General features: G+C 49.0%; 19 protein-coding genes. 6 read left to right on the forward strand and 13 right to left on the reverse strand.

What is annotated here, in order from left to right; genetic code table 11:
* Positions 1-87 precede the first annotated feature (87 nt).
* A complete protein-coding gene (locus tag PGS38_RS13405) occupies positions 88-1788 on the reverse strand; it encodes a glutathione ABC transporter substrate-binding protein (protein ID WP_119188876.1) in 1701 nt (566 codons plus the stop codon).
* Between the two features lie 287 nt (positions 1789-2075).
* Here PGS38_RS13405 and PGS38_RS13410 point away from each other — a divergent pair, with 287 nt between their 5' ends.
* Positions 2076-4046: a sigma 54-interacting transcriptional regulator gene (locus PGS38_RS13410; RefSeq protein WP_158580604.1), complete on the forward strand. Its 1971-nt coding sequence runs from the start codon at positions 2076-2078 to the stop codon at positions 4044-4046.
* Between the two features lies 1 nt (position 4047).
* On the opposite strand, the gene PGS38_RS13415 is transcribed toward PGS38_RS13410, so the two are convergent.
* From PGS38_RS13415 to PGS38_RS13430, 4 genes are all read right to left on the reverse strand, one after another.
* Complete coding sequence (locus PGS38_RS13415) at positions 4048-5115, reverse strand: P1 family peptidase (protein WP_173828084.1); 1068 nt, start codon at positions 5113-5115, stop codon at positions 4048-4050.
* A 381-nt stretch (positions 5116-5496) separates the two neighbouring features.
* A complete protein-coding gene (spoVG, locus tag PGS38_RS13420; protein ID WP_022463229.1) occupies positions 5497-5787 on the reverse strand; it encodes a septation regulator SpoVG in 291 nt (96 codons plus the stop codon).
* 28 nt (positions 5788-5815) lie between these two features.
* Complete coding sequence (glgD, locus tag PGS38_RS13425) at positions 5816-6931, reverse strand: glucose-1-phosphate adenylyltransferase subunit GlgD (RefSeq protein ID WP_022463228.1); 1116 nt, start codon at positions 6929-6931, stop codon at positions 5816-5818.
* Position 6932: 1 nt separating this feature from the next.
* Positions 6933-8204: a glucose-1-phosphate adenylyltransferase gene (locus PGS38_RS13430; RefSeq protein WP_117802608.1), complete on the reverse strand. Its 1272-nt coding sequence runs from the start codon at positions 8202-8204 to the stop codon at positions 6933-6935.
* A 696-nt stretch (positions 8205-8900) separates the two neighbouring features.
* On the opposite strand from PGS38_RS13430, the gene murC reads away from it, so the two are divergent.
* The 5 genes from murC to PGS38_RS13455 all read left to right on the forward strand — a co-directional run bounded on the left by murC (position 8901) and on the right by PGS38_RS13455 (position 16777).
* Entirely contained in the window at positions 8901-10292 is a 1392-nt protein-coding gene (gene murC / locus PGS38_RS13435; protein ID WP_118601400.1) for a UDP-N-acetylmuramate--L-alanine ligase, read from the forward strand.
* A gap of 536 nt (positions 10293-10828) precedes the next feature.
* Positions 10829-11992, forward strand: a complete 1164-nt coding sequence (locus PGS38_RS13440) for a DnaD domain protein (RefSeq protein ID WP_118601401.1) — start codon at positions 10829-10831, stop codon at positions 11990-11992.
* Positions 11993-12013: 21 nt separating this feature from the next.
* The gene (locus PGS38_RS13445; protein ID WP_055219220.1) at positions 12014-13012 is read left to right on the forward strand and encodes an ATP-binding protein; all 999 of its coding nucleotides are present in this window, start codon (positions 12014-12016) and stop codon (positions 13010-13012) included.
* Positions 13009-14199: a ribose-phosphate pyrophosphokinase gene (locus tag PGS38_RS13450; protein WP_118601402.1), complete on the forward strand. Its 1191-nt coding sequence runs from the start codon at positions 13009-13011 to the stop codon at positions 14197-14199. The genes PGS38_RS13445 and PGS38_RS13450 overlap by 4 nt, the downstream gene beginning before the upstream one ends.
* A gap of 145 nt (positions 14200-14344) precedes the next feature.
* Positions 14345-16777, forward strand: a complete 2433-nt coding sequence (locus PGS38_RS13455) for a glycoside hydrolase family 94 protein (protein WP_118641006.1) — start codon at positions 14345-14347, stop codon at positions 16775-16777.
* Positions 16778-16866: 89 nt separating this feature from the next.
* Here PGS38_RS13455 and PGS38_RS13460 read toward each other — a convergent pair whose 3' ends face one another.
* The 8 genes from PGS38_RS13460 to PGS38_RS13495 form a co-directional block, all read right to left on the reverse strand.
* Positions 16867-17646 carry a tRNA threonylcarbamoyladenosine dehydratase gene (locus PGS38_RS13460; RefSeq protein ID WP_118595278.1) on the reverse strand — a complete coding sequence of 260 codons (780 nt, stop codon included), beginning with the start codon at positions 17644-17646 and terminating at the stop codon, positions 16867-16869.
* Between the two features lie 45 nt (positions 17647-17691).
* The gene (locus tag PGS38_RS13465; RefSeq protein WP_117761736.1) at positions 17692-18147 is read right to left on the reverse strand and encodes a threonine/serine exporter family protein; all 456 of its coding nucleotides are present in this window, start codon (positions 18145-18147) and stop codon (positions 17692-17694) included.
* Positions 18144-18926, reverse strand: a complete 783-nt coding sequence (locus PGS38_RS13470; protein ID WP_117761737.1) for a threonine/serine exporter family protein — start codon at positions 18924-18926, stop codon at positions 18144-18146. The genes PGS38_RS13465 and PGS38_RS13470 overlap by 4 nt, the downstream gene beginning before the upstream one ends.
* On the reverse strand, positions 18923-20284 hold the full coding sequence (locus PGS38_RS13475; RefSeq protein WP_118641042.1) for an MATE family efflux transporter: 1362 nt from the start codon (positions 20282-20284) through the stop codon (positions 18923-18925). The genes PGS38_RS13470 and PGS38_RS13475 overlap by 4 nt, the downstream gene beginning before the upstream one ends.
* Before the next feature lie 142 nt (positions 20285-20426).
* Positions 20427-21527 carry a hypothetical protein gene (locus PGS38_RS13480; RefSeq protein WP_118641004.1) on the reverse strand — a complete coding sequence of 367 codons (1101 nt, stop codon included), beginning with the start codon at positions 21525-21527 and terminating at the stop codon, positions 20427-20429.
* Between the two features lie 31 nt (positions 21528-21558).
* Positions 21559-21915 carry a helix-turn-helix domain-containing protein gene (locus PGS38_RS13485; RefSeq protein ID WP_055226705.1) on the reverse strand — a complete coding sequence of 119 codons (357 nt, stop codon included), beginning with the start codon at positions 21913-21915 and terminating at the stop codon, positions 21559-21561.
* 190 nt (positions 21916-22105) lie between these two features.
* Positions 22106-23611 carry a serine hydrolase domain-containing protein gene (locus PGS38_RS13490; protein ID WP_022461559.1) on the reverse strand — a complete coding sequence of 502 codons (1506 nt, stop codon included), beginning with the start codon at positions 23609-23611 and terminating at the stop codon, positions 22106-22108.
* A 26-nt stretch (positions 23612-23637) separates the two neighbouring features.
* Positions 23638-25005 (reverse strand): glycoside hydrolase family 32 protein, encoded by a 1368-nt coding sequence (locus PGS38_RS13495; protein ID WP_117802615.1) that lies wholly within the window; start codon positions 25003-25005, stop codon positions 23638-23640.
* Positions 25006-25007 lie beyond the last annotated feature (2 nt).

The raw sequence follows: 25007 nt of genomic DNA on the forward strand, positions 1-25007 counted from the left end.
GCCTGCTTTCCTGTTTGTAAGAAACCGGCGCCCTCTTTTGATGGAAGGACGCCGGGGTCTTTTTCATATCCTTATTTCAGTCTGCCGTTATTCGGCTGCCATTCTGGCATTTCTCATGCCGATGCTTCCATCGCCTAACAGATATACTCCGGTAATGTTGTTGCTGGTTGCCCAGATGTTTTTATCACTTGCGATGCAGAGCAGCGGAAGATCCTTCCATACAGTATCCTGTACTTCTGCATAGATCTCACCACGTTTGTCTTCATCTGCTGTTGCAAGACCATCTTTGAGAAGCTGATCTACTTTTTCATTCTCATAGTAGCTGATATTGAAGCTCATCGGCGGCTCAGACTCGGTTGCCAGCATCGGGCGAAGTCCCCAGTCAGCATCACCGGTGGAAGTAGACCATCCGCTTAAGTAGCAGTCTACCTCGGCATCTGCTCCTGCGCAGTCAGCTCCCTGAACCTTTTCATTCAGAACGGCATTTTCCATTCCGTTCAATTCCAGATCAATACCAACCTCAGAAAGCTGCTGTTTGTAGAACTCTGCTTTTTTCTGATTTGCTGTCGTGTTGCTGTACATCAGTGTTGTGGTAAATCCATCCGGATATCCTGCTTCCTTTAACAGCTCTTTTGCTTTTTCCGGATCGTAGGAATACGGATCATTTCCTTTGTAGTGCTGTACTTCTTCTCCTACCATAGAAGTTGCCACAGAACCGTAACCGTTCATAACGACCTGGATATATGCCTCTTTGTTGATTGCATAAGCCATTGCCTCACGAACCTTCACATCGTTGAACGGTGCTTTCTGTGTATTCATGAAGAAGTACCATACGGCGATGCTGTCGCCCATTCCAACGGATACGTTGCTGTCACCTTTTAAGGTGTCAACACTTTCTGTCGGTACAGACCACATAATCTGTGCGTCACCTGCCTGAATTGCAGATACACGGGTAGCACTTTCTGCAACCGGTTTGAATGTGATGCTCTTAAATCCTGCATCTGCATCTGCCAGAGCAGTTCCGCCGCAGACGTCTGCGTCATATCCCCACCAGTCTTTGTTCAGCTCTACCTTCATATGGTCACCGGCAACCCACTCAACAAATTTGTACTGGCCGGTTCCTACCGGTGCCTGTGCACAGGCATCTTCTCCTGCTTCAATCTGTTTCGGGCTCATGATCAGCGTAGCCGGATGTGCCAGGTTGCTGATGAAAGCACCGAATGACTGTGATAAATAAATTTTAACGGTATAATCATCTATCTTCTCTGCATGATCCAGAACATTGCAGAGGAATGTAGTACGTTTCAGTCCAAGGCTCTTGTCTGCCCATTTATTTACGTTTGCAATCAGGGCATCTGCATTCCACGGAGTTCCATCGGTAAAGCTTACGCCCTCACGAAGATGGATCGTATACTCGGTTGCTTCATCGTTTGCTTCGTAGCTGGTTGCCAGCATCGGAATGATCTGCATATTCTCATCGAATCCAAACAGACCGTCCATCATCATTCGCTGTACACCACCGGAAAGTGTATCGGAAGTATCCATCGGATCCATGGTGGTAAAGTCTACAGCTACCATTGCCGTAACATCAGAATCCTGGGATACCGACTCGCCTGCCGGAATCGTGATGGTATTCTCCGTACCTGCTTCTGAACCGGATGAGGTCGATGCAGCGGATGCTGTTGATGTGCTCTTACTTGTGTCAGAAGAACCTGTCGATCCACATGCTGTCAGTGCCAGTGCCGTTGCTGCTGCAACCAGAGCACGCATTACATGTCTTTTTTTCATTGTTGTCTCCTCCTTTTCTGCAAGTGTTGCTGTTTTCTTTGTTCTTTCTTTTCACAGATAACAGAACCATGATATAAAAAAGAGCAAAGATGCCTTACCTTTTTTTACAGCCCCTTTGCTTAATCGGTATTATAGATGTAATGCGTCACTATGTCAAAGCATTCTTCTTGATTTTTTCTTTTCTTTTTTGTCTTTTTGCATTTAGGTTGTTTATTTTCGTCAAAAATGATATAATTATCCTAATTTTTAACCCATTACCACTTTTTAGCAGGAAAAGAGGTCCCTTTATGAACAGAAAACAAAAGCTTGGCAACGTATTGATCATTTCTTCCCGGAAACGAATGCTTTCCGAATTTCAGTCTTATCTTCACTCCGTGCTCGGTGAATATCTCACCTTCAACACCCTTTTAAGAGAGCAGGCCACAGACCCCTCTCTCTTCCGGGGATACCAGTGCGTCCTTTTTCCAAGCGTCCGCGCCATGGAAACCTTTCCGCTTACCCTTGACTCCTCCATTTTGCAGCTCCCCTGCGACCGCGTTTTCAACCATATGTTCCTGGATAAAATCATTCAGATTCCGCCGCACGAACGTGTCTATCTGGTAAACGATGATAAATATTCCACGCTCGCTATCATTTCCCAGCTTGAGGAATGCGGCATCACACAATATGACTTTGTTCCGTTTTATCCCGGATGCAAGGATACCGAGTCTGACATTCAGTTTGCCATCACCGCCGGCGAGCCGCAGCTCGTTCCTTCCCGCATCCCCAATGTGCTGGATATCGGCAACCGTATCATCGATATTTCCACTATTTTACAGCTCTGCGAATATTTCAACATTCCTCTGCAGACCGTAAACCGTGTATCGCGCAATTATGTCAATCAGATTCTTCACACCGTCAAGACCTCAGAAACTTACTATACAAATTATGTACAGACCGAACAGCTCATGCAGGTTATCCTGTTCTCTCTTCCCATTGGCATCTGTCTGTTTGGTGCGGATGGCCGCATTCAGTTCATGAACGCTAAATTTGCACATGCCTTCTCGCTTCCTTCCTCCAACTTTGAAGGACAGCCTTTTTCGGAATGTCTTCCGCCTGCCTACGCGGACACTGCTTTCGACCGCAACGGTGACTGGACCATTCTCCTTTCGGATCAGAAAACACAGATCACGTTAAGCGTTCTCTCTATGGTTTTTCCGGATACAGAGCCTGTTTTTCTTGCGTTTCTTCCCGAGAGCAGATCCACGGAAATGTCGGTACCGAAAGACGAAAAAACGGAAGAAAGCACTTTTTTCGCTTCCTCCCGTACCTTTTCCCTTTCCCTGTCCCACGCAGATTCCGTCCAGAATCTGACGGCGCAGGCCAGACATCTTGCACTTTTTGATTTTCCGATTCTGATCCAGGGAGAAAGCGGTACACAGCGCAGGACACTCGCACGTGCGATCCACAATTTTTCGCGCCGCCATCATTATCCGTTTTCCGTTCTTCATTCTCCGGGAAATGATCTGACCGAAGCCTCCCTGCTCCGGCTTCTTGCCGAAACCAACCATGGCACACTCGTCCTTTCCCAGGTGGACCGTTTTCCGCTTTCCATTCAGGATCTGCTGGTCAATGTTCTTACCAATGTTCATGGTAACTTCTTTTCCGCACCGGAAACCCGCCGTTTCGATGTGCGGATCATTGCTATTGCGGATGATAACCTTTACAAAAAAGTAGAAAAAGGAACCTTCCTGCGGGAACTTTTTCACCTTTTAAGTGCTTCAGAGCTTCAGACAGTCCCGCTCCGCAGACGCAGGGAGGATATTCCCGATCTTCTGAATTACTTTCTGCTTCAGTTTTTCCACAACACCGATATGACCTGCGACCGGATCTTTTCGGAAGGGCTTCTGCGCTTTCTGAAGGAATATGCGTACCCCGGAAATATTCATGAGCTGTACAATCTGTCCTGCAGCCTGTTTACCCGGTACAGCAGCCATAAGCTGCAGCTTTCCGATCTGCCGACGTACCTCCGCTCCCGCCAGATGGCTGACGTTTCCCTCACCGACCTTCAATATCAGGTTCTTTCTTTCGTATCGACGCATCCGAAAGCAGGCCGCCTGGCAATCAAAAACGGACTGGCCGACGGAGAAACCTTTGTATCCGAAGCGGCTCTGCGCACCGTACTCGGAGAGCTTTCTTCCGCCGGTTATCTCATCGTGCACCGGACAAAAGGCGGATGTGAAATTTCCGAGCTGGGGCGTATGGTTCTGGAAAAATAATTTATTTCAGAAATCCTGGTATTTCCAGAAATTCGGCAAGGCTGCGGTATCTGGCTCCGTCCAGGCCTCTTTTTTCCTTCGCGGTTACCATAGAGTTCAGGATCGCTTCCTCCACAGCCTCTGCCGCTGCTTCAAATGCCTCGTTGATTTTTTCTTCTTTTATCCGGGCGCACGCTTCCACCTCACATGTACTCTTTGTGTCTACGCGGTTTGCTGTTGTAAATCCGATCATGATTTCACCGCTTCCGTGGCCGGTGTAGGCTCCTGTTCTGGCGATTCCAACTCCACAGCGGCGGATAATCCGGTACAGCTGCCGCTCCGATACCGGAAGGTCTGTTGCCAGAACCGTCATAATAGATCCCCGGTCTTCGGCGCTGCTTCCGCATTCTTCCTTCCGGATCCGCTCCAGAATCTTCTCTCCTGCCGGTTTTCCACTGATTTTCAAATCTCTGGTTGCTCCGAAATTTGACTGTACCAGAACACCAATGGTATATGTTTTTCCGTCAAGCACCAGCGTGCGGGATGCCGATCCGATTCCCCCTTTCAGCCCATAGCAGATCGTTCCTGTTCCGGCACCGATATCACCTTCCGCAAAGTCTGTATCCGCCTGCTCCAGTGCCTGATACAGCTCTTTTTCCCCCACTACCCGGTTACAAATCTCATTGATTCTCGAATCATTACATTCTCCGACAACCGGATTGATGGAAAAAACATCTTCCCCTTCTTTTTTGGTCTGCTGTATCATCCAGGAAATCATGGCATCCGCCACTTTTCCGACATTCAGTGTATTGGTCAGGGCAATGGGCGTTTCAAGAGTTCCGAGCTCCTGTACCTGCACAAGACCGCACGTTTTCCCGAAACCGTTATGCACGTAGGCAGACGCCAGGTACTTTTTCAGAAACGGATTGCCCTCTCCCGGCACAATCACCGTCACTCCGGTATGCTGATTTCCACTTTCCACCGTCGCATGGCCTACCCGCACACCGGGCACATCCGTAATTTTGTTTCGCGGTCCGTTTTCATGATGTCCGATCCGATATCCGTAATCGCTGATTCTCTTCTGTCTCATCCTGTTTCCTCCTCTTTTTATGATGTACTCCCGGAATTTTTCAGCTCGCGCAAATACAGGCACAAAAAAAGACTCCGAAGATACATTTTTTTCTCACTTTACGCTCTCTTCTCTCTTCTGTCCATACCTCTTCCCACAATTTTTCTTCTTTTCTTTATATTTTTTCCATTTCTTTTAGAATTTGGACACACTTTGCTCACATATTCCTTTTATAATAAAGCTCGGATAGTTGATAAACCACTCACTATCTCCCCCCTCATAAAAAGATGGCGATATACTTTTGTATATCGTCATCTTTGTTTTTACTGACAAAAACGCCCCCGGGCGGAAAACGTAACCACTTCCGTTTTCCGCCCGGGGGCATTCTTTCTTCCTTTTTGCTCAGGCCTCTGCAGCAGCTTCCTCTGCTTCCGCTTCTGCCATCGCCTGTTCGTACTGTTTCAGGATAATGGTCTGAATTTTTTCTCTGGTTCCGGAGTTGATCGGATGTGCGATATCGCGGTACTCCCCGTCCGTAGCCTTACGGCTCGGCATTGCGATAAACAGTCCTTTTTCTCCTTCAATCACCTTGATATCATGTACAACAAATTCGTCATCGATTGTGATAGACACAACCGCCTTCATTTTTCCTTCTTTTGTTACCTTGCGTACTCTCACGTCTGTAATGTTCATAAACTTTTATGCCCCTTTCACCCCATAATCAGATGGCGTATCTTTCGTTTTTTTCGACAACAATTTTGATGCCGTCCTCCCCACAGTGATAGGAGTTTGCACGGATGGTGTCCCTGCTCTCCACAATACAGTTTTCAATGTGAGTGTTGTCTCCGAGATATACATCATTTAAGATGATAGAATTTTTAATCACACAGTTGTTTCCAACATATACCTTCTTGAACAAAACAGAGTTCTCAACCTGTCCGTTGATGATACAGCCGCTGGATACAAGAGAATTTTTCACTGTGCAGCCAGGATTGTATTTTGCCGGCGGAAGATCGTCGATCTTGGAGTAGATGCCCGGATACTGTCCGAAGAAGTAATCTCTTACCTCCGGTTTCAGGAAATCCATGTTGGTTCTGTAATAGGAATCTACGGTAGCAATGTTGCTCCAGTAGGTATTGATCTTGTATCCGTAAATCCGTTTCAGGTTTTTGTAACGGATTAAAATATCCTTTACAAAGTCGTAGCGGTCTTCCTGTGCGCTGCGCTCAATCATTTCGATCAGCTGGCGACGGCGGATGACATAGATACCGGTAGAGATCACGTTGGAGCTCGAAACCATCGGTTTTTCCTCGAACTCCTCGATGCGGCAGTCCTCATTCATCTTCAGGACGCCGAAGCGGCTGGTATCTGCTTCCTTGGAATCCGTGCATACCACGGTAACATCCGCACGTTTTGCAATATGGTATTCCAGTACCTTATTGAAATCCAGTTTGTATACGCCATCTCCCGATGCGATGACTACGTACGGTTCATGGCTGTTTTTCAGCCATGTCAGGTTCTGACTGATCGCGTCTGCCGTTCCACGGTACCACCAGCTGTTATCTGATGTAACGGTTGGAGAAAATACAAACAGACCGCCATGTTTTCTTCCGAAATCCCACCATTTGGATGAGCTCAAATGCTCGTTTAAGGATCTGGCGTTGTACTGTGTCAGGACAGCCACCTTCTGAATATGAGAGTTTGCCATACTTGACAGCGCAAAATCGATGCTGCGGAAGCTGCCTGCGACCGGCATAGCTGCAACGGCTCTTTTATTGGACAGCTCTCTCATTTTGTTGTTGTTACCGCCTGCAAGAATAATTCCCAATGCTCTCATATTACTCACCGTCCTTTTCTACAATTGCTCCGCCGGACGGAAGTGTGCCATCCGGGTAATCCTCAAGGGAAGTTTCGCCGGAAATGCAGACATTCTTTCCAATGGTTACGCCATCCGGAATGACTGCCTTTTCTCCAACGGTCACAAGTCCGAATCCGTAAATATTCGGTTTTAAGACGTTCGGCGCTTCCTCGCCAACGCCCATCACAACATGCCTGCCGACATGTACGTTTTCTGCAATAATGGCCTTATTGACCTGGGTTCCCTCGCCGATTGTGCTGTGGCGCATAATAATAGAATCTCTTACAACAACACCCTTTTCAATGCGCACATCCGCACCGATGACGGAATTATGTACCTCTCCGTAGATTTCAGCGCCCTCGCCGATAATACAGCGGTCGACGACAGCGTCCCCTGAAACATACTGCGGACGGATGATATCACCTTTGGTATAGATCTTCCAGAACTCCTCATATAAATTGAATTCCGGAATAATATCGATCAGCTCCATATTTGCTTCCCAGTATGAGCCAAGCGTTCCGACATCTTTCCAGTAGCCGTTGAACTCATACGCAAACAGACGTTTTCCGTTGTCGCGGCAGTACGGCAGAATGTGTTTTCCGAAGTCACAGCTCGGCTGATCCTTCAGGGCTGTCAGAGATTCCTTTAATGCTTTCCAGCTGAAAATATAGATGCCCATAGAAGCGAGGTTGCTTCTCGGGTGCTCCGGTTTTTCTTCAAATTCGGTAATTCTTCCGTTTCCGTCTGTGATCATGACACCGAAACGGCTTGCTTCTTCGATCGGTACCGGCATACATGCGATGGTCACATCTGCGTGGTTTGCTTTGTGATAGTCAAGCATCACCTCGTAATCCATTTTGTAAATGTGGTCGCCGGAAAGAATCAGAACATATTCTGGATTGTATGTTTCCATATAAGCCATGTTCTGGTAAATTGCATTTGCAGTTCCTGTATACCATTCGCTGTTTGTACTTTTTTCATATGGCGGCAGAACGGTTACGCCGCCTTCGTTTTTATCGAGATCCCACGGAATACCGATTCCGATATGGGTATTCAGCCGCAGCGGCTGATACTGGGTCAGTACGCCTACCGTATCAATTCCTGAATTGATACAATTACTGAGCGGGAAGTCGATGATTCGATACTTTCCGCCAAATGCTACTGCCGGTTTTGCCACTTTCTCCGTGAGCACACCGAGACGGCTTCCCTGACCGCCTGCCAGCAGCATTGCTATCATCTCTTTCTTAATCATGCAATCACCTCTTGTCGTATCTAAAGATTTGCAGTAACTGTAAGAATGTACGGTTCTACGCTTACCGTTCACCGCTTTTCCGCGAACGGTAACCTTCGCTGCCCCCCTTCAGGCTTTGCCTTGCAGGAAGGGGCTACTTACACCTGAATCACTTTCTCACGCAGCGAAACAGCACCTGTCTCCCTGTGTACGAAACAGCAACCATGCTGTCGGTTCTGGTTTTTCATATCCACGCACTTCTTTGATAACTACAATTAAAATTATATCACACTTCCGTCTCATTGTGAACATTTTTTATAATTTTTCTTTTATTTTATCTTATATTTTATTGATTTTGACTATGCATTTTATTTGTGTCAAAAATCGTATCATGATTTTCTACAATTTTCGACAGCGTATTCATTTATTTTTACCAGTTTTTGTTACATTTCGTTCATTTTAGTTTGCAATATTTCTTTTTGCATATGTTCTGGTTTATAATACTTATCCATTGTTTTTTATTTCATTTTCGAATTCATCCGCTTTTTTTCTTTTACTTTTCCGGCAAATACGTGTATACTATTAGCCAGAACAGTTCCAGCCGGATTCCGGGGAACCGGCGCTGCATTTCGTTCTGTTCTTTCCTATATTAATTGAAAAATATGTATTGAGAAAATTTCCCCATTTTCAGTGAAAAGACACATTGAAGGAGATACCATGTACGAAGTAGATTTCAGCAAACCAATCCATATACATTTTATTGGCATCGGCGGCATCAGCATGAGCGGCCTTGCCGAGATTCTTTTAAAAGAAAGCTTTACAATTTCCGGTTCCGATGCAAAAGAAAGTGACCTGACCCGCCACCTGACTTCTCTTGGCGCACAGGTTTTCTACGGCCAGAAGGCGGAAAATATCATTCCTGGCATCGACCTTGTCGTTTACACCGCAGCGATCCACCCGGACAACCCGGAATTTGCCGCCGCCAAAGCTGCCGGCATTCCGATGCTGACCCGTGCTGAACTGCTTGGACAGATCATGCGCAACTACGATACACCGATCGCCGTTTCCGGTACACACGGAAAGACGACAACAACTTCTATGCTCTCCCACATTCTGATGGCCGCTGACTGCGATCCGACTATTTCTGTCGGCGGTATTCTTCCGTCCATCGGCGGAAATATCCGTGTCGGCCATTCCGAAACCTTCCTGACCGAGGCATGCGAGTATACCAACAGTTTCTTAAGCTTCTTTCCGAAAATCGGCATTATCCTCAACATGGATGCAGACCATCTCGATTTCTTCAAAGATATCGACGACATCCGCCACTCTTTCCGTGCGTTTGCCCGTCTGCTCCCGACCGACGGCATGCTGATTATCAATGCCGATACGCCGAAATACGATTACGTGACCGAAGGTCTTGGCTGTAAGGTTGTCACCTACGCGCTGGAGAATCAGGCTGTCGCTGATTATACCGCTGCCAACATCACCTACGATGAGTTCGATCACCCGTCCTTCGACTGCATCTGCCGTGGCGAGCTGCGCGGTCGCTATACGCTGATGGTTCCGGGACTTCACAACGTTTCCAACGCCCTGGCTGCCATTGCACTGGCCGATGAACTGCAGCTGCCGGAAAACGCTATCCACGAAGGCTTTGCCACCTTCCGCGGAACCGACCGCCGTTTCCAGTATAAAGGTACATACCACGGAGCAAAGGTGATCGACGATTATGCGCATCATCCAACCGAAATCCGTGCAACGATGGAAGCCGCTGAAAACTGTGCGCACAGAACACTGTGGTGCGTCTTCCAGCCGCATACCTACACCAGAACGAAAGCGCTGCTCGATGATTTCGCCGCCGCTCTTTCCCTGGCAGACCATGTGGTTCTCGCCGATATTTACGCAGCCAGAGAAACCGATACGCTCGGCATCTCCTCCAAAGATATCCAGGAGCGCATTGTAAAACTCGGCACTGCCTGCGAATATTTCCCATCCTTTGCGGAAATCGAAAACTATCTGAACGAAAATCTTGCCGAGGGCGACATGCTGATCACCATGGGTGCCGGAGACGTTGTAAAAATCGGTGAGGAGCTTCTTGCTTCCGAAAAATAAAATCATTCTTTCGCTTTACCTGCTCCCTGTGGAAAATGGAGTTTTCCTTTTTTCCACAGGGTCTTTTTTTGCTCCGAATCCACACAATCTGTCTTTTCGCCAAATAGTTACGCACATTTTTATTCACAGCTATTTTCCTGTATTTTCGCCTGTTTTCAGAGTTATCCACATTATCCACAATTTTATACACATTTTTACGATCCACACAATGTGGATTTCCTGTGTATAACTTTGTTTACATAACGATATCACCAGAAAGTCCTATACTTCCCTGTTTTCCTCCATTTTTCAACATTTTTGGTAGATGATAATATTTCACAAAACGGATTTCTCCACATTATCCACATTGTCCACAGTCCTTTTTCATCCACCGTGCCTTTTTCCCGGAATGTTTTTTCCGCAAAACACCTATTCACTTGTCGAAAATACTGTGTTATACTTGATTGTGTATGAGAAGGCAAGACGTATAATAAAAAACAGATCGCTAAAAGTAAAAATCTGCCGCACGATAAGAACAGGATGGTGTAATTTTGAGTATGCTGACATTAAACAATGACTGCCTGGCCAGTGTGACTGCTGTGCCGGATCTTTTTCTGGAACAATATATGCCCGCAGCCAACGGAGAATTTGTAAAAGTGTACCTTTATCTGCTGAAGCTGGTCAAAGACCATCAGCAGGATTCCACTCTGTCATCGATGGCAGATTTTTTTTCCTGCACGGAAAACGATATCGTCCGGGCGCTGAAATACTGGGAGAAGCAGGGACTCCTCTCGCTCTCCTACACCGCCGGGGAAAGCGTTCCGACCGGAATCGCCTTTCTGCCGCTTGTCCGGAAGGAAGAAAGCGGAATCCTTCCAACACCGGAATCCTCGATTTCCGGCCCGATTGCGGCTGCACCGGCTGTTTCTGCTGTATCCGTTGAAATCCCGCAGACGGAACAGACCCCGGCTCCATCACCACAGCCGGCCGTTTCTGCCCCATCTGCCTCTTCTCCGGCAGATGATCTTTCCAGTTCCGGTATTTCCGGACAGTCAGTAGAAAAAAAACACGCTCCCGGCAGCCGCGAAGAACTGCAGCACGTTCTTTACGTTGCGCAGACGTATTTCGGTCATCTTCTGTCGCCAACGGAAATCGAATGCATCATGTTTTTCTATGATGATCTCCACTTTTCCGCGGATCTTCTGGAATACCTGGTGGAATACTGTGTTTCGAAGGGAAGCACCAGCATCCACTACCTGAAAAAGGTAGGACTCGCCTGGCAGGAAAGCGGAATCCGCGATGTTGCCTCTGCCAAACAGGAGACCACGACATTCAACAAACATTACTACACAATTTTGAAAGCATTCGGCATCCGCAACCGCGCACCGGTGGAAAAAGAAGCCGAGATGATGGACCGCTGGCTGAATACCTACGGTTTTACGATTGATCTTATCATCGAAGCCTGTCAGCGCACCGTTTCCAAGATCGGCCAGCCGAGCTTCCAGTACGCGGAAGGCATTCTCTCCAAATGGAAGGAACAGGGCGTCCGCTCCATGGCAGACGTCGAACAGCGCGATGCGGAGCACCAGAAAAGGAAGAAAACCGCTTCTGATCAGAATGCGGCACGAAAAACCGCTCCTGCTGCTTCAAGTAACCGCTTCAACAATTTCCATCAGAGAGAATACGACTACCAGAAGTTAGAAGAACAGCTTCTGAAATAACGCCCGGAGGACGAAACAACTATGGCACTGACAAACCCGCAATACGATGCGATTATGCGCATGTACAACGAACGGCAGCTCCGCCACCAGAGAGAACAGCAGGAGCACATCCGCATTGCTTATGAAAAGATTCCGCGCCTTGCGGAAATCGACGCCGAGATTGCATCCCTCTCGGTCCGGAAAGCAAAAGCGATGCTGAACGGAGACGCTTCCATGGATCTCGACCTGAATGCTGCCATCCGTGACCGTTCCCAGGAACGCGCGGCGCTCCTTTCCATGCACGGCTACCCGGCAGACTATCTCGAGCTGACGTATGACTGCCCGCTCTGCCGCGACACCGGCTACATCAACGGCACGCAGAAATGCGCCTGCTTCAAAAAAGCTGCCGTCGATCTTCTGTACCGGCAGTCCAACGTGGAGGAGCTTCTGAAAGCCGAAAATTTCAGCCAGTTCTCTCTGGATTACTACTCGGACAGCCTGACCAGTACCGGAACACCGCTCACTTCCCGCGAGGCCGCTGCTGCCGCGCTCGAAAAAAGCCAGGCGTTCGTCCGCAATTTCGGCTCGTCGTTTGAAAATCTCTTCTTTTACGGCGACACCGGTGTCGGAAAAACGTTTCTTTCGCACTGTATTGCCCGCGAGCTGATCGAGCAGTCGTTCTGTGTGATTTATTTTACTGCATTTGATCTGTTTGACCTGTTTGCACGCTACACCTTTTCCAGTTCAGAAGAAGCAAAAGACGCTCACGCCAATATCTTTGACTGCGATCTTCTGATCATCGATGATTTAGGTACGGAACTGACCAACAGCTTCGTCTCTTCCCAGCTCTTTCTCTGCATCAACGAACGCATCCTGCGGAAGAAATCGACGATCATCTCCACGAACCTGCCCCTTGACCGCTTCATGGAGACGTACTCGGAACGTACCTTTTCACGAATTTCAAGTAACTACACCATCATTAAACTTTTTGGAAACGATATTCGGATCCAGAAAAAACTTTTGGGAGGAACCAAAGCATGAGTAAGGGAACTGAAGGACATTTTGACACACTGCCAATCGGAAGACTGGGACTGATCCCGCTGAACAGCAGCGCCGCACTTGGAAAAAAGGTCGACGATTATCTGGTCAGCTGGAGAAAGGGACGCGGCAATGAATTTGCGGAAAAATATGTCGCTGCCTATGAAGGATATGAGCGTGACAGCTACATTATCCAGTCTCAGGTTCCGCGTTTCGGTTCAGGCGAGGCAAAGGGTATCATCAACGAATCTGTCCGCGGTGACGATATCTACATTCTGCTCGATGTCTGCAACTACAGCCTGACCTATTCTCTGTGCGGCTACACCAACCACATGTCTCCGGACGACCACTTCCAGGATCTGAAGCGTGTCATCGCAGCCATCGGTGGAAAAGCCCGCAGAATCAATGTCATTATGCCATTCCTGTATGAGAGCCGCCAGCACAAGAGATCTGGAAGAGAGTCTCTCGACTGCGCACTTGGTCTGCAGGAGCTGACTGCTATGGGCGTAGAAAACATCATCACCTTCGACGCTCACGACCCGCGTGTCCAGAACGCGATTCCGCTGCATGGATTTGAAACCATCCAGCCGGCTTACCAGTTCATCAAAAACATCCTGCGCAATGCACCGGATATGAAGCTCGACAAGGATCATCTGATGGTCATCAGCCCGGATGAGGGCGGTATGGGCCGTGCGATCTACATGGCAAACAACCTCGGTGTTGACATGGGTATGTTCTACAAACGCCGCGACTACTCTACCATCATTGATGGACGCAACCCGATCGTTGCCCATGAGTTTCTCGGTGCTGATGTCAAAGGTAAGGATATGATCATCATCGACGATATGATCTCCTCCGGCGAGAGTATGCTGGAAGTTGCCAAACTCTTAAAGGATCGTGAGGCACGCAACATCTACATGTGCTCGACCTTCGGACTGTTCACCAGCGGACTGGAGAAATTCGACAAGGCTTATGAGGAAGGACTCTTCACAAAAGTTCTGACCACCAACGTCGTATACCAGACACCGGAGCTTCTCTCCCGCGAATATTACATCAGCTGCGACCTGAGCAAATATATCGCTCTCATCATCGACAAGCTGAATCACGACGCCTCCATCAGCGGACTGCTGGATCCGGCGGATCGTATTCAGAAAGTCATCCGCAAATTTAAAAACCGCGAGAAGATCTGATCTTTTCTGTGAATATCTCACAAATGCCGAAGCCGTTACGAAAACGGTTTCGGCGTTTTTTTATATTTTTAGCAAATTCTTGCTAGTTTTTTCTTTTTTCGGCTGTATAATGAAATTACATTGTACGACGAAGGAGGTATCACACATGCAATTTGGACATTTTGATGATGCGAAAAAAGAGTATGTCATCACAAGCCCGAAGACTCCGCTTCCGTGGATCAACTATCTGGGATCTGAGAACTTCTTTTCTCTGATTTCCAATACCTGCGGCGGATACAGCTTCTACAAGGACGCAAAACTTCTGCGTCTGACCCGTTACCGTTATAACGATACGCCGCTCGATCAGAACGGACGCTACTACTACATCAAGGACGGCGATACCGTCTGGAACCCGGGCTGGCAGCCGACCCAGACGCCGCTCGATTCCTACGAGTGCCATCATGGCCTTGGCTACAGCCGCTTTGTTTCTTCCAAAAACTTAGTTGCCGCTGAACTGACCGCTTTTGTTCCGCTGGCAGATTCCTGCGAAGTAAACCGTCTCATGCTGACCAACAACGGCACCGAAGAAAAAACACTGACTCTGACTTCTTTTGTAGAGTTCTGCTTCTGGAACGCCGTGGACGATATGACCAACTTCCAGAGAAACTTCAGCATCGGCGAAGTTGAGATCCAGGGTTCTGAGATTTACCACAAAACTGAGTACCGCGAGCGCCGCAGACATTACGCTGTTTATGCAGTCAACTGCCCGATCGACGGATACGATACCGACCGCGACGCTTTCCTTGGCGCTTACCGCGGAAATGACCGCCCGGAGACCGTTCTGCGCGGCACTGCAGGCAACACCGTTGCCAGCGGATGGGGTGTGATCGGTTCCCACCACATCGACGTTACCTTAAAACCAGGCGAGTCCCGCTCCTTTATCTTCGTTCTCGGCTACTGTGAGAATGCAGCGGATGACAAATGGGAAGCTCCTGGCGTGATCAACAAAAAGCCGGCAAAAGAGATGCTCTCCCACTATCAGACCGACGAGCAGGTTGACGCAGCACTTGCAGAGCTTGCTTCCTACTGGGAAGGCCTGCTGGCAAAATATGCGCTCTCCTGTGCAGATGAAAAACTGGGACGCATGGTCAACATCTGGAACCAGTATCAGTGTATGGTTACCTTCAACATGTCCCGTTCCGCATCCTACTTTGAGTCTGGCACCGGCCGCGGCATGGGCTTCCGTGACTCCTGCCAGGATCTGCTCGGCTTCGTTCATCTGATCCCGGACCGCGCAAGAGAGCGTCTGCTCGATATTGCCGCTACCCAGTTTGAAGACGGAAGCGCATACCATCAGTACCAGCCACTGACGAAGAAAGGAAACATGGATATCGGAAGCGGCTTCAACGATGACCCGCTCTGGCTGATCGCCGGATGTGCCGCCTATATCAAAGAGACCGGAGATTTCTCTATTCTCGACGAGCAGGTTGATTTCGACAACGATTCCACCAAGGCACAGCCTCTGATGGAGCACCTGAAACGTTCCTTCGACTTTACCGTAACCCATCTCGGACCGCACAAACTGCCGCTCATCGGCCGTGCAGACTGGAATGACTGTCTGAACCTGAACTGCTTCTCTGCAGAGCCGGGCGAACCGTTCCAGACGACAGGACCTTCCGAGGGACCGGTTGCTGAGTCCATTTTCATCGCCGCTATGTTCGTGAAATACGGCAAAGAGTACGCAGCCATCTGCCGCCGCAGAGGCAATGAGGAAGAAGCTGTTTACGCAGAAAAAGAAGTCGAAAAAGTTTACCAGGCAGTCCTTGATGCAGGCTGGGACGGCGAATGGTTCCTGCGTGCTTATGATGCAGCAGGCGAAAAAGTCGGCTCCAATGAGTGTGAGGAAGGTAAGATCTACATCGAGCCGCAGGGCTTCTGTGTTCTTGCTGAAATCGGTGTCAAAGAGGGACTGGCTGAAAAAGCACTGACTTCTGTCAAAAATATTCTGGAAACCAAGTACGGTGTCGTTCTTCTGCAGCCGGCTTACACCAAGTATTACCTGAATCTTGGTGAGGTTTCCTCCTATCCGCCGGGATACAAAGAGAATGCTGGTATCTTCTGCCACAACAACCCATGGATCTCCATCGCTGAAACCGTTGTCGGCCACGGAAACCGCGCATTTGATCTGTACCGCAAGATCTGCCCGGCTTACATTGAGGACATCAGCGAGATCCACCGCACCGAGCCGTACGTCTACTCTCAGATGATCGCCGGAAAAGACGCTGCTCACTTCGGTGAGGCAAAGAACTCCTGGCTGACCGGTACTGCCGCATGGACTTTTGTCAATGTTTCCCAGTACATCCTCGGTATTCAGCCGGATTACGACGGACTGACCTTAAATCCGTGTATTCCGTCCAATATGGAAGAGTTCAAGATCCGCAGATACTTCCGCGGTGCATGGTACAACATTACCTTTAAGAATCCGGATCACAAAGAGAAGGGCATTTCTTCCCTCACGGTAAACGGAACCGCAGTAGAAGGAAATCTGATTCCGCTCACCGAAGGCTGCACCGAATATGATGTTGTTGCCGTAATGTAATTTTTCAAATTTCAAATCTCCATAAACACAAGGCGAGCCCCGGAAAGCACAACTGCTTTTCCGGGGCTCGTCCCTTTTATTCTTATTTTTTACTGCAGCTGCCGTCTCTCTCTGACACCGGAAAGATCTTTGATGACCTCTCCCGCCAGAATCAGTCCTGCTACGGACGGCACAAACGCTACGCTGCCCGGGATATCACGCCGCTCCGTGCATTTTCTTGCAGCTCCCGGAGGACAGATACAATTTGTCCGGCAGCTGATGCTCATATCCTCAAGCGGACGGAGGGATTTTTCCTCTGAATAAACCACTTTCAGTTTCTTCACGCCGCGTTTTTTCATCTCACGACGCATGACCTTTGCCAGCGGGCACATGTTCGTTTTATAGATATCCGCCACGCGGAACTTCGTCGGGTCCAGCTTGTTTCCGGCTCCCATGCAGCTGATGACCGGCACATTGCACGCTTTGGCGCGCATGATAATCTCAATCTTCGCTGTCACCGTATCGACAGCATCCACCACGTATGAATACTTCGAAAAATCAAAATCGTCCGCATTTTCCGGCAGATAGAAGCATTTGTATACCTCTACCTCCGCTTTCGGATTGATATCCAGAATGCGTTCTTTCATTACGTCTACTTTATATTTTCCGACACTGCTTCTCGTCGCAATAATCTGACGGTTGATGTTGGTGAGGCAGACCTTATCATCGTCTACCAGCACAAAATGGCCGACACCGCTTCTTGCCAGTGCCTCCACGGTATAGCCGCCCACGCCGCCGATACCGAAAACGGCAACGGTCGCATCCGCCAGAAGATCCATGCTCTCCTGTCCGAGCAGAAGCTGTGTTCTGGAAAACTGATTTAATGCCATTTGTTTTCCTTCCTCCTTGTTTATAATCTCTACTACAATAATAGGTTATTTGCTTTTGTCTGTCAACACCTTACGGAACCAGCTCTGCGGAAACTCAAAAACAAAGAGAATGCCAAGCACAATCGCAACTGCATCCTTCAGTGTCAGAAATCCTCTTGCACCGGCGCGCTCCAGATCATTGGTTACCACGTAAAAAGCAGTCCAGTAGATGCCGCTTCCCGGCACCAGCGGGAAAATACCCGCAATCAGAAATACCGTTACCGGACAGCGCTTGTACACCGCAAAGCTGCGCGACAGAAGGATGACGAGCACCGTTGCAAAAAAGATGGACACCGGCTCTGTCGTATGCGGGAGGATCAGTTTATAGCAGATCCAGCCGCAGGCACCTGCCAGTCCGCAGTACAGGTAGTATTTCCGCGGCACCTGGAACAGCAGCGCAAACGCAATCGTTCCGACGCAGGCTGCAAAAAATTCCGCAATTAAACGAATGGTATCACTCATAGCTGCAGCCCTCCCGCCAGTTGATGATATCCTGTGATAATCAGTCCGACGCCGAGCGCAATACAGAATGTCACAAGCAGCGCATCGAGCATCCGCACGGAACCCGCGATGTAGTCCTGATCCGCAATATCACGGATGGCGTTCGTGAAATTGACACCGGGCACCAGCGGAATAATCGAACCGATGATGACCTTGTCCAGATGATGGCCGATCCCCGCCTGATACAGAAAAACGGCAATCAGTGTGACAAGCGCGCCGCCGGAAATATTCGTCGCAATTTTTGACATTCTGCCGCGCAGCAGGTACAGCAGATAGAAGTACAGAACAAAGCCCGACAGAAATGCTACCATGCTGTCCACCACATCGCCGCCGAACAGAAAACAGAAGCACGCGCTTCCGACACCGGATGCAAGTACCTGGTGCCATCTTGGTTTGTCCGGCATCCGCTGAATGTCGAGCAGCCAGGCCTTCGCCTCCTTCGGCGCGTGCAGCCCCTCCTCGATTTCGCGGGAGAGCTGGTTGACTGCCGTTACCTTGTCGAGCCGCGCCGCCGACAGCGGAATGTGACGCACGCGGGCAAATTCCTGCTTTTTTCCGCTCTCAGCTGTCAGAAAAATACCACTGCTCAACACAAACGCATCGCTGGAGTCAACGCCATACGCCCGCGCAATGCGGTCGATCGTCTCCTCCACACGGAAGATTTCCGCACCGCTCGCCAGCAGGATGTCTCCCGCCAGCGATGCCACATCAAGCGCTTCTCTCGTCGATTCTGCGTTCATCTTTGTTTTCCTCCTTTTTCAAAACCGTATACCCATTTTCCTTTCAAAAACAGATACAGGAAAATGACAGAACTGATACTCCAGGTCAGCGGGTAAGCCCAGAAAATCACGCGGATATCCGGGATCAGCCGGACCGTCACGGTAATGTAGCTGACGCGGAACAGGCACCAGACGCAGAGCATGACAACCATGGGAACCGCGGCGTGCCCGGAACCGCGGAGCACAGCCGCGATGCAATGAGAAAACGCCAGCAGAAAATAAAACAGTGCAATCGTTCTCGCCTGCATCACGCCGTAATGGACAACGGCCGGATCGCTGTTAAACGCCGCAATCAAAGTCGGTGCGGCCGCATAGATCACAAACCCGATCAGCTCGGCGATGGTAATGGAACAGAGAATGCCAAACCGCGCTCCTTTTTTCGCCCGGTCATACTGTTTTGCACCGAGATTCTGGCTGACAAACGTCGTTAATGCCATCGTAAAGCATGTAACCGGAAGGAATGCAAAACCCTCGATTTTTGCATATGAACCGCAGCCTGCCATCGCCATTTTCCCGAATGCATTGATGTTCGTCTGCACGAAAACGTTTGCGATCGAAATAACCGAGTTCTGGAAACCGGACGGCACACCGTTGCGGATAATCTCGCCAAGCGCCCGGCCGTCGAAACGGATTTTGCGGATATGAAGACGATACTCTTCCTTCGTCCGCAGCAGATGGATCATGCAGAGAATCGCGCTTGTGAACTGGGAAATGACCGTTGCAAGCGCCGCCGCACCGACCCCCATGCCAAGCCCTCCGATAAAAAGCAGGTCGAGCACAACATTGATGCACGACGATACGATCAGATAGATCAGCGGGTGACGGCTGTCGCCAACGGACTGCAGGATGCCGACGAAAATGTTATACATGATAAAACCAAGAGATCCTGCAAAATAGGTACGGAAATATTCGACGGACTGCGGCAGGACATCGGACGGTGTTCCCATCAGCACAAGGATTTTCGGCGCCAGATACATGCCAAGCACAGTCAGCGCTGCACCGGCCGCCAGGCCGAACGCCACGGTCGTATGGATCGCTTTCTGCAGATCTTCCCGGTTTTTCGCTCCGTAATACCTTGCAATCACGACACCGGCGCCCATTGCGATACCGTTAATAAAACCAACCATCAGAAAGATCAGATTGCCCGAAGAGCTGACCGCTGCCAGCGCATTGCTTCCCAGAAAATTTCCTACAATCAGTGAGTCAGCCGTGTTGTACAACTGCTGGAACAGATTGCCAAGAAACAGCGGAATCGCAAACAGAATCATCTTTTTCGAAATGCTGCCCTCCGTCATTCTTGTCTTACTTTCTGCACTCATTCGTAAAAACCCCCATTTCTTTTTCGTACAGTCAAAACCGGTCATCCACAGGTTTCCGCCCGGTGTGTGTCCAGCCTTCTTTTCAGCAGACACACACCGGAACTCACCCGAGATGACCGGTTTGGAAATATCCTTTTTTCTATTATATCGAACCTTCTCTGGAATGACAAGCCACAAATTCATACAGAATGGCTTCGACACGTCCCAGCATCTCCTCTTCCGTGCAGAGTTCTTCCGGTTTCATGGATTCCAGGTAATCGTAGAATGCCATAAGAATGCTCGGTTCCCGGATGCTGAGGTAAATCAGCCGCTCTGTCCGCGTCTGGAACAGAAGATAGCCCTCGTTTGCATTGACCGAAATATTCAGCGCATGCTCTGCTCTCTCTTTCGTTTCCCGGATCATACGAAGATTCGCGCGATCCCGCAGCGCCAGAAAGCGGCGGATCAGGGCGATACGCTCGTCAAAGTCCAGCGGAGAATAGCATTCTTTTGGATACTCATCCACGCGCCCCGTTTCCAGGAAACTTTTGATGCCATCCTCTGAAAAAAACATCGTCGTTTTTTTATCCAGTACCTGTGTCTGCATCACCTTTGCGTACTGTGCAACCGCCCGTATCATCTGCTCACGCCCCGGCATTTCTTTTACGAGATGGCGCTCCAGCATTTCTGCTGTCAGAAGGCCGGAAAGACACGGCATTCTCTGGAAGAAATACCGCGGGGAATCTGATGCGATAAAGTGACGAATCAGTGTTTCCGTATAGCCAAGCTGGGACTGTACCGTGTCAAGACGTTCAAACAACGGCTCCGACTGTTTGAAATAGCCTTCAAACATCTCGCGCATCATCCGCAGCGTCGTCTCCTCCCGGAACAAAAGTGCATTCTGGTAATCGGCGCTGAAAGCAAGCGCACAGTGCTCCGTCAGGATGAGGTACGGGAAAAGGCGGAACTCATTCAGCCGTGCCGTCACATTGTCGTAGTAGTACCGCGCACGGTAATCGCAGCCGCAGGCACAGATCGGGAGAATTTTCTGCAGACAACTCAGGTTGTAATTTTTCCGCATCGAAACCATCTTCTCGTTGTTGTTCATGCAGAACAGATGTTGAATCGTCAAATTCGGGTTCTGTTCCCCGAATACCTGCAGAAGTTCCATGGCAAAATCGAAGTCCGGCTGGACCAGAACGGAAATTTTTCCGTCTTCTTTTACAGCTTCACCGAAAAACAGCTGCAAAATTGCATGCCGCACATGCACTGTGCCCCGAAGGGGAATCTCTCCGCTACCCCCCCCCGTTCAATTCCAGTTTTGCAATCTCCGCCTCATGGAAGATATATTCCTTTTTCCCCTCGCGGTGGCTGAACGTTTCAATCAGTTCTCCGACCGATTTGCGCCGGTAATAAACCTCTTCACCCATCTGGGTAATGTAAAATGCATCCATGAAATCTGTTTTTTCCCGTGGCGTCAGCTGCATGAACTGCGCCATCTTCCGCACAACATCCTCTCCGGACGGATTTCGTTTTCCATTGATGATCTTATACATGAAAGAACGATCGAGTCCGCAGAACTGTGAAAGCGGGTAAACCCCGACATCCTTCATGGTGATATATTCGGATAATAAATCTGAAAAAACTGACATAGAGCCTCCTGTATCTCAATATTTTGTGTCGATTCTTTTCCAATATAGGTAAAAGTTTACCATGTTCAGAGAGACTTGGCAATTCTTCCGTTCGGCTTTGCATATCGTTTTTCTTTTTTTTACAGGATTTTCACACTGTTATGGAAAAACCGACGGAAAATTCCGCCGGTTTTTCTCTCTTTCGACCTGTTTAATCTTTTTTTATTCCAAATACAGTCAGTGCCTGACGTGGTGAAATACCGAGTCCACCGACACTAATCAGCGTATCCTCTGCCTCCAGCAGAAGATTTTCCTTCTGGAATCTGACGATCATGCGGCCACCACTCAAACCGTCCATCCGCCGAATCTCCATCTCGAGCGTATTTAGCGTACGCCATGCAGCAGAACCAGCATAAATATGGCCATCCGCTTCACTATAGGCAAAATCCCGGCGCATGGAGAGGACAAATTCCTTTTCTTTCCCGCCTTCTTGTACTTTCCAGTACATCTTATCGCTGCCAAAGGAGAATCGCATCTCCTGAATCGGACTTGTCTCCAGCGAAAACAGACCGCTTCCGCCGATCAGAATTTCTGCGGAATCCGGCAGCTGCTGGTTCCCCATCAGCGGGGCAGATACATAAACATGCTTGCTTACCTTCTCTTCCATAAACGGATTTCTCGTTCCTCTGCGCGGCGGCAGAGCCAGATCTGCGGTACGCTCTTTTACTGCACCGGCAAGTGGGGACGGTGGCAGCTCTCCTGCCTCTTTCTTCACATACGGGATCAGTTCCTCCTGCAGTGCGCTCAGTTCCTCCTGTGTCTGCTCAGTTGCTGTTGTCAGAATCACAATCAGATCGAGATCCGGGAACACAACGCCGAACTGACCGTACGCACCATCTGCGCGGAAGGAGCCCGGATAACGGCACATCCAGCACTGATAGCCGTAGCCCTGCGCCCAGTCTTTTACGTGGCCTTCCGAATCGCCCTCCGTCTCAATCTGTTTGCGGCAGGCGCGTTCAAACCATTCTTTTCGAAGCAGCTGTTTTCCTTCCCACTCGCCCTGTCTGGACAGAAAATACGTGAATTTTGCCATATCCTCCGTCACCATCTTCATACCGCCTCCACCGAGCTCCGTTCCGTCTCCGAGCAGCGCACAGGTAAGGGATGTGATGCCAAGCGGCTCCAGCAGACGGGATTTCAGAAACTCTGTGACGTTCTGTCCCGTTTTTTTCCTCAGAACGGCAGCCAGCATGTTAGTTCCGGCTGTATTGTATTTATAAAACGTTCCCGGCTCATGGAGCACTGGATGATGAAGAAAGGTAGAAATCCAGTTTTCGGAATTGTCCATAATCTCCGTCTCGTGACCACAACCCATAATCAACAGGTGATGCAGCGTGATTTTTTTGAGATTTTCGGATGGATTTTCCGGCAGCAGGTCCGGAAAGATATCGACAATTTTCTCATCCAGCGATAAGATTCCCTCCTGCTCTGCAAAACCAATCGCCGTTGCTGTCAACGATTTGCTGAACGAATACAGTGGATGACGAAATTTTTCATCATACGGCTTCCACCAGCCCTTCGCTGCACACTGTCCATGGCGGATCACCATAAAGCTGTGCAGCTCAATCTGGTTCTCTTCGATTCGGTCGAGAAAATTCAAAATTCCTTTGGAGCTGATTCCAGCTGATTCCGGTGTCACATCTTTAAAGTATCCCATTTTGCTTTTCCCCTTTCTCGCAGCCCTTATGCATCAATTTCGTAAAGTTCAACAGAAAGATCACCCTTCCAGCTTATACGGTCGTACGGTGTCTCCGGATAAACCACTGTAGAAATAGCATCTACGCCGTCCTCAGCAAACAGTTCCAGAATGGAAACATCAAAAACAAGCTCCAGATTCCATGCTCCGTCTTTCTTTCTCGCTGCGGTGCTGATGGAATATTTTTCCGTCATGAAGTGCTCACTGAATTCTTTGTAGCCCGCCATGGTACGGTCAACCGTGATTTTGGTGTCAGTTACATAAATCTTCAATTTCTGTCCCACTGAGTTTTTCAGACAGATTTTCGCATCTCCTTTTCCGGAAACCTTCAGTCCAAAGGTCTCTGTGCGGATCGTTGTGTGATTCTCGATCGGATAGCTGCTGTGGCGGAATTTTTCCAGTCCGGCCGGAGCAGCCGCAAGGGTCAGAGCACCATCTACTTCTGTCAGGGACAGTTTTCTTGCCAGAGTTGCCTGTCCACAGTACCCTTCTGTCGGAGTCTGCGCTGCATACTGCCAGTTCATACCCCATCCCATCAGCAGAACATCTTTCGCATTCTGGAATGTAACGGCTGCATAGTTGTCGAAGCCTTCATCCAGCCATCTTGGCTCATCGGATGGATAGGTGCAGAGGAATTTTTCTCCATCGAAATCACCCAGGAAATACTGCATTTTGCAGTGGTCATCTTCGGAAGCTTTCGTCATGCTGACAACGAGAACCCATACATTTTTTCCTTTATACTCAATCGGGAACAGATCCGGGCATTCCCATACACCCTTCACATGGTTTCCTTCCGGTCCGAATTCTCCAGTTTTCTCCCAGTTTTTCATATCCTGGGATGCGTAGAAGAAGACACGGTCCTGCGCTGCAAGAACAAGACTCCAGCATCTTCTGACCGGATTCCAGAACGCTTTCGGGTCACGGAAATCGGAAATTCCCGGGTTTTTGATGACCGGATTCAGATATGACTTTTCAAAATGCCGGCCCTTATCATTGCTGTATGCAATACTCTGCTGTTCCAAACCGTCCTTGTGATGGCTGGTATAAATAGCAATGATTGGCGGATTTTCATTGGTACCATACTCAGAAGAATTCTGCGTATCATACACAGCACTTCCCGAAAAGATAAATCCAAGTTCATCCGGATAAAGTGCGATTGGCTGATGCTCCCAGTGAATCAGGTCGCGGGATGTTGCATGCCCCCAGTGCATCGGTCCCCAGCTGGTATCATACGGGTACTTCTGATAAAAGAAGTGGTACACGCCATCTACATAAACCATGCCATTCGGGTCGTTCATCCAGCCTTCTTCCGGTGAAAAGTGAATTTTCGGTCTGTAATCTCTTTTTTTCATCATTT

The sequence above is a fragment of the Fusicatenibacter saccharivorans genome (assembly GCF_027667425.1).
In the GTDB taxonomy this organism is placed as follows: Bacteria; Bacillota; Clostridia; order Lachnospirales; family Lachnospiraceae; genus Fusicatenibacter; species Fusicatenibacter saccharivorans.